This window comes from Undibacterium sp. JH2W (assembly GCF_049340425.1).
Lineage (GTDB): Bacteria > Pseudomonadota > Gammaproteobacteria > Burkholderiales > Burkholderiaceae_D > Undibacterium.
In genome coordinates this window covers 187,245-198,911 of sequence record NZ_JBMPOT010000009.1, presented here as the reverse complement: position 1 = coordinate 198,911, position 11,667 = coordinate 187,245, and the positions used below count along the sequence as shown (strand labels likewise).

The 11,667-nt window shown below is 50.4% G+C and carries 9 protein-coding genes; 2 read left to right on the top strand and 7 right to left on the bottom strand.

Going from position 1 to position 11,667, the window contains the following annotated elements:
• Positions 1–27 precede the first annotated feature (27 nt).
• The 5 genes from lysS to ACO0LC_RS15410 form a co-directional block, all read right to left on the bottom strand.
• Positions 28–1,563, bottom strand: a complete 1,536-nt coding sequence (lysS, locus tag ACO0LC_RS15430) for a lysine--tRNA ligase (RefSeq protein ID WP_423004578.1) — start codon at positions 1,561–1,563, stop codon at positions 28–30.
• A gap of 88 nt (positions 1,564–1,651) precedes the next feature.
• Positions 1,652–2,756 (bottom strand): peptide chain release factor 2 gene (gene prfB, locus ACO0LC_RS15425; RefSeq protein WP_186951525.1). Its coding sequence is split into 2 segments (ribosomal slippage): positions 1,652–2,674 and positions 2,676–2,756, totalling 1,104 coding nucleotides; the frame shifts between segments, so codons are not numbered across the junction.
• A gap of 179 nt (positions 2,757–2,935) precedes the next feature.
• Positions 2,936–3,226 (bottom strand): hypothetical protein, encoded by a 291-nt coding sequence (locus ACO0LC_RS15420; protein ID WP_162041522.1) that lies wholly within the window; start codon positions 3,224–3,226, stop codon positions 2,936–2,938.
• 168 nt (positions 3,227–3,394) lie between these two features.
• A complete protein-coding gene (locus tag ACO0LC_RS15415; RefSeq protein WP_423004575.1) occupies positions 3,395–5,734 on the bottom strand; it encodes a YgiQ family radical SAM protein in 2,340 nt (779 codons plus the stop codon).
• The gene (locus ACO0LC_RS15410) at positions 5,718–5,954 is read right to left on the bottom strand and encodes a hypothetical protein (RefSeq protein WP_423004573.1); all 237 of its coding nucleotides are present in this window, start codon (positions 5,952–5,954) and stop codon (positions 5,718–5,720) included. The genes ACO0LC_RS15415 and ACO0LC_RS15410 overlap by 17 nt, the downstream gene beginning before the upstream one ends.
• 59 nt (positions 5,955–6,013) lie before the next feature.
• On the opposite strand from ACO0LC_RS15410, the gene dcd reads away from it, so the two are divergent.
• Positions 6,014–6,580: a dCTP deaminase gene (gene dcd / locus ACO0LC_RS15405; protein ID WP_186945400.1), complete on the top strand. Its 567-nt coding sequence runs from the start codon at positions 6,014–6,016 to the stop codon at positions 6,578–6,580.
• A gap of 13 nt (positions 6,581–6,593) precedes the next feature.
• A complete protein-coding gene (locus tag ACO0LC_RS15400) occupies positions 6,594–7,514 on the top strand; it encodes a glutaminase (RefSeq protein ID WP_423004571.1) in 921 nt (306 codons plus the stop codon).
• A 76-nt stretch (positions 7,515–7,590) separates the two neighbouring features.
• Here the strand turns inward: ACO0LC_RS15400 and ACO0LC_RS15395 are convergent, their stop codons facing one another.
• Positions 7,591–9,042, bottom strand: a complete 1,452-nt coding sequence (locus ACO0LC_RS15395; RefSeq protein ID WP_423004569.1) for a DUF1501 domain-containing protein — start codon at positions 9,040–9,042, stop codon at positions 7,591–7,593.
• Between the two features lie 12 nt (positions 9,043–9,054).
• The gene (locus ACO0LC_RS15390) at positions 9,055–11,538 is read right to left on the bottom strand and encodes a DUF1800 family protein (RefSeq protein ID WP_423004567.1); all 2,484 of its coding nucleotides are present in this window, start codon (positions 11,536–11,538) and stop codon (positions 9,055–9,057) included.
• Positions 11,539–11,667 lie beyond the last annotated feature (129 nt).

Sequence of the window (11,667 nt, the reverse complement as noted above, 5' to 3'; positions counted from 1 at the left end):
CTTATTTATGCTTGACTATGTCAATTATTAATCTTCCCTGCGCAAATGCGGGAATAAAATCACATCACGGATGTTAGGTGAATCTGTAATCAACATCATCAAACGGTCTATGCCTATGCCGCAGCCGCCAGTCGGTGGCAGGCCATATTCCAGGGCGCGGATATAATCAGCGTCGTAGTACATGGCTTCTTCATCGCCAGCATCTTTTGCTGCAACCTGTGCCTGGAAGCGCGCTGCCTGGTCTTCTGCATCATTCAATTCCGAGAAGCCATTGGCGATTTCACGGCCTGTCATGAACAGCTCGAAACGCTCAGTGATGCCTGCAACTGTGTCAGAGGCACGTGCCAGTGGCGAGACTTCAACAGGGTAATCGATGATATAGGTCGGGTCCCACAATTGTGCTTCTGCAGTTTCTTCAAACAGTGCCAGTTGCAATGCACCCAGACCAGCTGTAGCGAAAGGTTTGACGCCAAACTTCAGCAATTCTTTTTTGATGAATTCAGCATCATTTAATTGCTCGCCAGTGTAACCCGGCGCATATTTATTGATGGCACCAACGATGGTCAGGCGCTGGAAGGGCTTACTCAAATCCAGTTCGCGACCCTGGTAAGTCAATACGGCTGTGCCATGCGCATCTTCGGCAGCTTTGCGTATGACTTGTTCCGTGAAGTCCATGAGCCATTTGTAATCGACATAGGCCGCATAGAATTCCATCATCGTGAATTCGGGATTGTGGCGTGGCGATACACCTTCGTTGCGGAAGTTGCGGTTCACTTCAAACACGCGATCGAAACCACCGACTACCAGACGTTTCAGATACAGCTCAGGCGCGATACGCAAATACATTTGCATGTCCAGCGCATTGTGATGGGTGATGAAAGGCTTGGCAGCAGCGCCGCCAGGTATCACGTGCAGCATCGGTGTTTCCACTTCCATGAAATCATTGCTGTTCATGAATGTGCGGATAGAGTTCATGGCTGCGGTACGCGCCTTGAAAGTGCGGCGCGTGTCTTCGCTCATGATGAGGTCGACATAACGCTGGCGGTATTTGGTTTCCTGATTGGCCAGGCCATGGAATTTGTCCGGCAAAGGGCGCAGGGACTTGGTCAGCATGCGCAAGGTCGTGACCTTGACTGTCAATTCATCAGTTTTTGTTTTGAACAATACACCTTCTATGCCCAGGATGTCGCCCAGGTCATAGTGGCGGAAGGCTTCCATTTCAGCTTCGCCAGTTTTGTCTGTAGTGACATATAATTGTATGCGGCCATCAGCCTTCATGCCGGATGCATCTTGCAAGGTCGCGAATGCAGCTTTTTTGCCAGCTTCACGTTTCAACATCATGCGACCAGCGACACTGACTTCAACATTCAGTGTTTCCAGTTCTTCACGGCTCATTGTGCCGTATTTCTCTGCCAGTTCCGCAGCCTTGTGCTGTGGGCGGAAATCATTTGGAAATGCTACGCCTTTGGAGCGGATAGCATCAAGTTTGGCGCGACGTTCGGCGATGATGGAGTTTTCATCAACAGGCAATTCACCTGCTGTCGTGTTATTGATATCAGACATAATTTTCCCTAGGGGAGGGCAGGCATTTGGCCTGCAGGTTTTGATTCTTTAAGGCAGCGCAGGCGAATGCCTGCGCACGGTATTAAACTTAAACGCCTTGCTTTAAGGATGCCGCAATGAATTCATCCAGGTCACCATCCAGAATTGCCTTGGTGTTGCCAGATTCAAAATTCGTGCGTAAATCCTTAATGCGGGATTGATCCAGTACATAAGAGCGAATCTGGTGACCCCAACCTACGTCGGTCTTGGAATCTTCCAGATTTTGCTTTTCACTCATGCGCTTGCGCAATTCGAGTTCAAACAGTTTGGCCTTTAACATTTCCCATGCTTCTGCACGGTTCCTGTGCTGGCTGCGGTCATTCTGACATTGCACGACGATGCCCGAAGGGCCATGCGTCAAACGAACAGCGGAATCGGTTTTATTAATATGCTGACCACCAGCACCAGAGGCGCGGTAAGTATCGGTACGCACATCCGCCGGGTTGATGTCGATCTCAAAAGAATCATCTACTTCAGGGTAGACAAACAGGCTGGAGAAAGAAGTGTGACGACCATTGTTGGAATCGAAAGGCGATTTGCGTACCAAGCGGTGTACGCCAGTTTCTGTGCGCAGGAAGCCATAGGCGTATTCGCCTTCCACTTTCAAGGTGGCTGTCTTGATACCAGCGATGTCGCCGTCTGACTGTTCCATGATTTCGACCTTGAAGCCCTTGCGTTCGCAATAACGCAAATATTGACGCAACAGCATCGATGCCCAATCCTGTGCTTCCGTGCCACCGGCACCAGCCTGGATATCGATAAAGCAGTTGTTCGGGTCCATAGGGTTATTGAACATGCGACGGAATTCCATGCCTTCAACCAGTTCACGCAGGCTCTGGGCATCAACTTCTATGGCTTCCAGGGTGTCGTCGTCATTTTCTTCGCGCGCCATGGCGAACAGGTCATTCGCATCGCGCAGGCCGCTATCCGCTTTGACAAGCGTGTTGACGACGTTTTCCAGGGATTTTTTTTCTTTGCCTAGTTCCTGGGCGCGCTTGGGGTCATTCCAGACGGCAGGGTCTTCCAGTTCGGCGTTGACTTGTTCCAGTTTCTCTGACTTGATATCGAAGTCAAAGATACCTCCGAAGTTCGGCTTCGCGGACGGTCAGGTCGGCGAGCAGGGCGGACAGGCTATTGAGGCGTTCAGCTTCCATGATTTTATACTTTTCTAATGCAATCAAACCTTGCATTATACCTTGCTGTAAGGCGCTTGCTGTAACGCGCTTGATATAAATTGCTCACATGGATATGCTTAAATGACATTAAACCCTGGCAGATTTGCCGGGGTTTATTGATCACTTGCCAAAGTTTACATTCAATATGGTGCGCGTCTTTACCAGACTGAGTTGGTGATGGTAGGTTTCGATTCCCTGTGGCTTTCCATCCACTTTGCCAGGTGAGTTTTGAAGCAGGATGGACAGATATGGTATTGCGTCTGGGTAGACTGGCCGCCATGGGGGAAGGACTCTTCCTCTTCTAGTTGCAGGGTGGTGATGGATTTTTCGTGTTCTTTGCTTGCCCAGTTTTCATCCCATTTTGATTCTGCACCGCACACATCGCAGGTGAGCTTATCGAAAACCTCTTCAGTATGCTCAAGTATTAATACTGTTTTCATGTGTTTCATACTTCCTCCCTGTAGTGTTGATAACCTGGACTTGGTGGCAAGTGATGATTTGATTCTACATCAGTGGCAGGACATGAAAAGGGCAAGCACAAAAAAAAGCTGCGTTGCCCGATGCAGGGCTACACAGCTTTCATTTTTTTCAGATTATTGTTGCTTATTTCTAATTTCTTAACGTCTACCAGTCTTGCCGGTCGTCGCTTTTGGTTTGGCCGACTTGTATGCCAGCCCAGGCCGCGCCGGGCTGGTGGATGCAGGTTTGCCTGGTGTCGTTTTTGCATTTGCAGCAGCACGTGCATATGACTTTTTACCAAAAGTATCAATTTTTGGTGCGGCTACCCGTTTGCCATTGGCGACACCACTTTCATCGATGGTAATCGCGATATGGGGCTGGCGTAGCGGGATTAAGTGCCTTGGCCCGCTACCTATCAAATCGCGCCTGCCCATGCGCACCAGGGCTTCATGGATGATTTCCCAGTTTTCTGGTGCGTGATAGCGCAACAATGCCTTGTGTAGCTTGCGTATCTTGCCTGAGCGTGCAGTTTCTACCACTTCAGAATCTGCAGTGACTTTCTTTAGCGGATTCTTGCGGGTATGGTACATGGTGGTCGCCAGCGCCATAGGGGTCGGCATGAAGGTCTGCACCTGATCGAGCTTGAAATCATTTTTCTTGAGCCAGACTGCCAGGTTGACCATGTCTTCATCGGTAGAGCCTGGATGGGCAGCAATGAAGTAAGGGATCAGGTATTGTTCCTTGCCAGCTTCTTTCGAATACTTTTGGAACATCGCCTTGAACTCATCATAGCTACCTATGCCGGGCTTCATCATCTTGGACAAAGTATCAGCCTCGGTATGCTCAGGCGCTATCTTCAGCAAGCCGCCGACGTGATGCGTGACCAGTTCTTTTACATACTCTGGTGAGCGTACTGCCAGGTCATAGCGCAGTCCAGAGCTGACCAGTATCTTCTTGATGCCAGGCAGGGCGCGCGCCTTGCGGTAAATCGAGATCAGCTTGCTGTGGTCAGTCCCCAGGTTTGAGCAGATGCTTGGGTAGACGCAAGACAGGCGGCGACAGGATTCTTCTATCTTCTTGTCTTTGCAGGCCAGGCGGTACATGTTCGCTGTGGGGCCACCCAGATCAGAGATGGTGCCGGTAAAGCCTTTGACCTTGTCGCGGATTTCTTCTATCTCACGCAAAATTGAAGGTTCAGAGCGGCTTTGTATGATGCGGCCTTCATGCTCGGTAATCGAGCAGAAGGTACAGCCACCAAAGCAGCCGCGCATGATATTGACCGAGAAACGTATCATTTCCCAGGCCGGTATGCGTGCCTTGCCATAGGCTGGGTGGGGTGCGCGTGCATAGGCACGGTCATATACGCCATCCATCTCATCCATGGCCAGCGGCAGCGGTGGCGGGTTTAGCCAAACATCACGGTCGCCATGACCCTGCACCAGTGCCTTGGCATTACCTGGGTTGGCTTCCAGATGGAATACGCGCGAGGCATGGGCATACAACACGGCATCTTCCTTGACTTCATCAAAGGAAGGCAGGCGTATGACAGATTTGTGTTGTTTGTTGCGCAGCATGAGCTGGCGTTCTTCGCGGCTCATGATGCGTATGGCTTGCAATTGCACGACGTCAGCCTTGGTCTCGGCTTTGACTTCAGGCTTGGCTTCCGCAGAGGCGACAGTAGCCACAGGCGCATCGCCAGTGGCGCATTTTGCTTCTTTCTCGGGGACCATGGCATACGGATCGGTATGCGCTTCTATCTTACCTGGGGTATCAATTTTGACAGAATTGATCTCTGTCCAATCTTCATCTGGCAACCAGCCTTTTGGTGTCATGAAGGCAGTGCCGCGCAAATCACGGATATCCTTGATGGCTTCGCCATTCGCCAAGCGGTGAGTCAGATCAATCAATGCGCGTTCGGCATTGCCAAACAAGAGTATGTCAGCCTTGGAATCTGGCAGGACGGAGCGTCTTACCTTGTCAGACCAATAATCATAATGGGCAATACGGCGCAAACTGGCTTCTATGCTGCCAGCGACGACATTGGCGTCCGGGTAAGCTTCACGGGCGCGCTGGGCATAAACCACCAGGGCACGGTCCGGACGCTTGGTGCGGTCGCCATCTGGCGTATAAGCATCTTCAGAGCGTATCTTGCGGTCAGCGGTGTAGCGGTTCACCATGGAATCCATATTGCCTGCTGTGACGCCAAAGTACAGATTCGGTTTACCTAAAGCGCGGAAAGCATCGGCAGACTGCCAGTCTGGCTGGCTGATGATGCCAACACGGAAGCCATGATGTTCCAGCAGGCGGCCTATCAAGGCCATGCCAAAGCTGGGGTGATCGATATAGGCATCGCCAGTGACGAGGATAACGTCGCAACTATCCCAACCCAGTGCATCCATTTCGGTGCGTGACATGGGTAAAAATGGTGCGGTATTTTTCCCGCCAACTTCTGGACGGAAACGGGGAAAGGAGAATAGATTTTTAGGCTGAGCGTTCATGGGCGGAATTGTACCGGAAAGCTGTTAAATTTGCTCGTATGAAAGGAAATTCTTCTGAAAAATCAAAAGCTTGCATAAATCTGAAGTGAATTTTTTGCCAATTGATTTCACTCTTTGAATTGCGAATTTGGCTGGGCTGCACGATGCGAGATGTCTGCATGGCGAATGCCAGGGTAGAAAATTCCTCAAATTTGTTTATGCTTTCGAGAGCTAATTCCATATTAGATATAGCTGTTTTCGCGTAAAATCGCGCCAATATTAATTTGGCAGGAGAAGCACATGAGCATCAAATCAGACAAGTGGATACGCCGTATGGCAGAGCAAACCGGCATGATAGAGCCGTTTGAGCCTGGTCAGGTGCGTGAGCGTGATGGTAATCGCATCGTCAGCTACGGCACTTCTTCGTATGGTTACGATATACGTTGCGCCGACGAATTCAAGATTTTTACGAATATCAACAGCACCATTGTTGATCCAAAAAATTTCGATGAAAAATCCTTTGTCGATTTCAAGGGTGATGTGTGCATCATTCCACCGAACTCATTTGCGCTGGCACGCACGATGGAATATTTCCGCATTCCACGTAGTGTATTGACAATATGCCTGGGTAAATCCACTTATGCGCGCTGCGGCATCATCGTCAATGTCACGCCGTTTGAGCCTGAATGGGAAGGTTATGTGACGCTGGAATTTTCTAATACCACACCATTGCCAGCCAAGATTTATGCAGGTGAAGGTTGCGCCCAGGTGCTGTTTTTTGAAAGTGATGAAGTTTGCGAAACGTCTTATAAAGACCGTGGTGGTAAATATCAGGGCCAGGTTGGCGTGACTTTGCCGAAAACCTGAATACAAGAAATTGATGCAGCCGGATTACGCAACCATACTTCAGACCATTTTTTCTGAAGTCCAGCCTTTATTGGCTCAAGGGAAAGTGGCTTCCTATATCCCTGAGTTATCCAAAGTGTCAGCACAGCATTTTGGCATGGCTGTGTATTGCCTGGATGGCAGCACTTACAACATAGGTGACAGCCAACAAAAATTTTCTTTGCAAAGCGTCACCAAATTGTTTGCCCTGGCGCTGGCATTTTCCCGCGAAGGCGATGCGATTTGGGAGCGGGTAGGGCGCGAGCCTTCCGGCAACCCATTCAATTCCCTGGTGCAGCTGGAATATGAACGTGGCAAGCCGCGTAATCCCTTCATCAATGCAGGTGCGCTGGTCATTGCCGATATTTTGTCGGCGCGCTTTGTGCAATCGGATATTGCAGTCCAGCAGTTTGCCAGGACTATATCAGGCGAGCCTGCTATCGATTTTGATATGGCAGTTGCGCAGTCTGAGCGCCAGACTGCGCACCGCAATTATGCCATTGCCCATTTGATGAAGGATTTTGGCAATCTGCACAATCCTGTCAAAACCGTTATCGACAGTTATTGCCGCCAATGCTCGCTGACGATGACTTGTGCTGAATTGGCCAAGGCTGGCAGCTTCCTTGCCAATCATGGCAGCATCCCTTGGAGTGGGCAACAAATTCTGGATGCCAGTTCATCCAAGCGCTTGAATGCACTGATGCTGACTTGTGGCACTTATGATGCTGCAGGCGATTTTGCTTATCGCGTGGGTTTGCCAGCCAAGAGCGGGGTGGGCGGCGGTATTTTAGCCTTGGTGCCGGGCGAGTTGGCTGTGGCTGTATGGTCGCCGGGCCTGGATGCAACCGGCAATTCGCTGGCAGGTACTTATGCGCTGGAACGCTTCACGACGCTGACTGCCAGGTCGATATTCTGATTACCTGTTGTGAGCACTGTCTGTCCGGCTTTCAAGACCGGACAGCAGTTGTCATTACAGCAGTTGCAATCACTAATCAGGCAAAAAATCCCAAATTGCGATTGGAAAAATTAGTGATATTTGGGAAAATATCATTAATTTGTGTGGTGCTGAGGCCAAACCAGTTGGCCAGGGTAGCGCCATACTGGTCAACCGAAATCTGTGGCAGCAGGCTACCTGAACCTACGTCCAGGTTGTGCTTGAGACCAGTGACTGGGAATTCACCATAAATATTATTACCCTTGACTGCACCACCAACGATGAAATGGTGCGAGCCCCAGCCATGGTCCGTACCGTCGCCGTTGCTGGTAAAGGTACGGCCAAAATCAGAGGCAGTGAACAGGGTCACTTGCTTGCGCAGGTCCGTGCCCTGCAAATTGCCAAGTACACCATCAAAATAGCTGATGGCATGAGCCAGCTTGGCCATCAGGTCTGCATGGTTGGTGCGTTGAAAATCATGGGTATCAAAACCACTCAGGCTGACGAAAAACACTTGCCTTTGTGCCCCTAGTGCACTGCGCCCAGCGATGATCCTTGCCACAGTTTGCAATTGTGATGCCAGGGCATTGTTGGTCAGGTTGCCTGTGTTGGGGTTGGTGTATTGGGTCGGGTTGGGTACGCCATTCCCACCAGCCGCAGCCATTGCCGGACTGAGCAAGGTTTGCGCATTGATGGAGCGATTGGTGACTGCAGCGTGTTCCTTCTGGAACAAATTGGCACTATCAGCGGAGATGATATTTTTTAGAGGATTGCCAGCAGCACTGGAGCCAAACAAGCTACCGCTCAAGCTATTGATGGGCACTGCGCCTGAGGCACTGACCTGGTATTGATTGACAGAGCGGCCAGCCAGAAATACGGCATTGCCTGATGCTGATATTGCCGTAAATACCGGGTAAGCATTGGTCGAGGCCAGCATATCACCCATGCGACCACCCCAGCCATAGGCTGCGCCTTCAGGTGCATAAGCTTGCCATAGCGATTGCTGATCATTATGGGAAAACAGTTTCGGTGGCAAGGGCACGCTGGCTGCCTTGTATTGTGCCAGTGTCGTTGGCACTATCAATGGACCAACATTGCTCAGTATGGCTGCGCGGCCATTGTCAAACAAGGTTTTCAAAGGCCCCAGTTGCGGATGCAGAGCAAAGCTGCGGCCTGCTTGTGTCGTGCTGGGGTTAATTGCGATGACCCCGCCGCTGCTGCCTACGGGTGGCAAGGCAATCGAGCCTGCCTCATTGGTGGTGCGTACTGTGGTGTATTGACTCCAGGAGCCACTGTCTGTTGCTAGGACAGTATTGGCATGGTCATTGGCACCATACAGGAACAGACAGACCAGCGCCTTGTAGCCACCCGGCGAGGTTTGTGCGGCTGCGGAACCCATGGTTGCTAAATTAAGCGCAAATGGCAGACTTGCACTACCTGCGGCACCTGCAGCACCCAAGGCGGTAGAAACGCGCAAAAACTGGCGGCGTGAAGCGTTAACTTTAGTCATGATGTATCCCCTTCATTTTTGGACCAGGTATTCAGGTGAAGCCATAGTCAGGAAAATTGCCAGGTAAACACGATTCTTTTTCGCCGTATCTGCATTGGCTGCATTGTTGGTTGGGATGGCGACAGAATTCACTGCCGTCAAAATCTGGCTGCGCAAGTTACTGCTCATTTGATTTGCCATCAAGTTCAGGTTCAACTGATCCAGCAATAAATCCGGTGTTGCTGCCAACGCAATCAGGCTGGTGTAATCGGCTTTGACATCACGTGAGGAACCTGTGCCATTTGGAATGACATCGCGCATGAAGTTCAGATAACCAACTACCGAAGTCTCGCCAGTAATCTGCATTTCTGGTGCTACCAGGCCAGCATTGGCAATACTGGAATTTGGCGGCACATAACCCGGACGATAATAGTTGAATACGGAAGGTGCACGCATCGGTGTTTCAGACAAGCCACTCAGGGGATCATCCATGCTTGTCATGAGGAAGCGGCCGGATGTGGAATTGACGTTAAATGCACGCATCCAGTTAGCCAGTCTCAAGACGGGCTCTCTCAGTTTGCCAGTATTGGCATAAGCCAAAGTGGTATCGGTGCGCGCTTCATTGTCCAGCAAAATGGCCTTGATGACTGCGCGCATATCACCTCTGACGCCTGAGCCATTATTATTGAAGGCAGCGGCCACCCGGGATATATATTGTGGGCTAGGGTTACTGGTGACCAAGCGTTGTATCAACTGTTTTCCTATGAAAGGACCAACATTTGGGTGATTGAATAAAGTGTCCAGGGCAGTTTTCAGGCTGGCCTCAGGATTGGCTGGTGATTGCGCGGGAATAGTCACGCCCAGGAAGGTCTTTGCCGAGACAGAATGATATTTGGGATAGCTTTGCATAGGCAGCCAATCGCGGTTGGCATCTGCATTGCCGCCAAAAAAACGGGTATCACTCTTGTCCGGGCCGGCCCAGCTCCAGCCGGTAAAGACTTTAGCCAGACCTGCAATGTCTGAGCTGGAATAAGTCTCTACTGGCTTGCCACCACTGAGGACATTGCTGCCATCCTGGTTCAACTGATACAGGCCTATGGTGAAAAGCTGCATGACTTCGCGTGCATAGTTTTCATCTGGTACCTGAGTTCCAGATTCCTTTTGATTGCGCAAGGAAGTCAGATAAGTGCCCATCATGGGATGCAGGCTGACGGCTTCCAGCAGATTGCGGAAATTACCAAAAGAGTTTGCTGCCAGCGTATCGTAATATCCTGCAACGCCGCGTGGATAGTTGGCGACATTACTATCCTGGAAGGAAATTACCATGATTTGCGAAAGTGCGAAGGTGACACGTTGCCTTAACTGATCATCCCCCTTAATTGCTTGCTGCCAGTAGGATTCAAAGAAATTATTTTGACTGAGATCTTTCAATCCATTGATAAAGCCTGCAGCCTGGGCATCCATATAACTGCGGTGCAGCTTCTGTGGTATGGCAAACTGTTTGTCTATCCAAGCGCTATAGCTACTGCCGATCAGACTATTGATATCGGCATTGTTGGCGCCGAAACTGGCTTGCGCAAGGAAGCGCGATGCTTGTGCCGGGCTTGGTGCATTGCTGTTGGTTTGAAAGCCCACCAAGGCTTGTATCAAGCCATTGGCGACACTGGTATCTGTAGAGGTAACTGTAGATGCCAGTGCCATGCCTTTGGTAATGGAATCTGCACTACTGAGGTAGGTCAGACCTTGCTGTATGGCGAAGTTTTTGGCGACACTGGTCCTGTTGTCCAGCAAGCTGCTTACCCAGCCATAAACGGGATCGCCTGCATAGCCGTGTGCTGCAATCAACATGGAGCGCACGACGATGTCACGGTCAACCGCGCCACTGGCGAGGTTGTTGGTCCAGTAATCCAAACCAGGCTGATCAGGTGCGCGGCTTAACACATTGCGATAAACATTGGTGACGAAATCGACATTGTTTGCATTGGGGGCATAGCCTGTCAATGCAGAGTCCTGTATGGCTGCAGTGTAGAAAGAATCGCTGATCTTGTTGATAGGCATGCCATTCTTGAACTGGGTGATCCAGTAAGCCAGCCCATTCGCGTCCGGGATGCGATTAAAGTAGGCAATGTATAGTTCTACAATGGAATTCAAGTCATTTGCAGAAATACTGGAGGCCAGATTGGAAATTTGCAGGTTGACAGAAACGTCCTTGAAAACCAGTTGCTGGACGCTGGGGGAGATGCCGACGGCACCGTCAGTTCCCATGTTGTCTTTGACTGAGTAGCCTGTGCTACTCAACGTAATTGTATAGTTGGAGCGGCTACCGTTAAAGTTTGCCACCGTGTTGCTCGTGGCAGGGGCCGGCGCAAACAATTGCTGCAGTGATGAAATTGGTGCTGGTGCTGGTGTGCTGACATTAGACGATGCAGTCTTTTGATCGCCACCGCAGGAACTTAGGGCGAAAACAGCGAGAACAATCAAGCAATGCTTGAATGTGGAAATCCTGATTGTTGGCATGATAACTCCTATTATCCATTCACAGAAAATTTCATTCTGGAAAGTCAATTCTAATCCATGCCTATGGCGCAAACCGCCATAAAGTGTAACAAACCGTTAGGGGTGGTGCAATTTGTGCGTAGAAAGTAA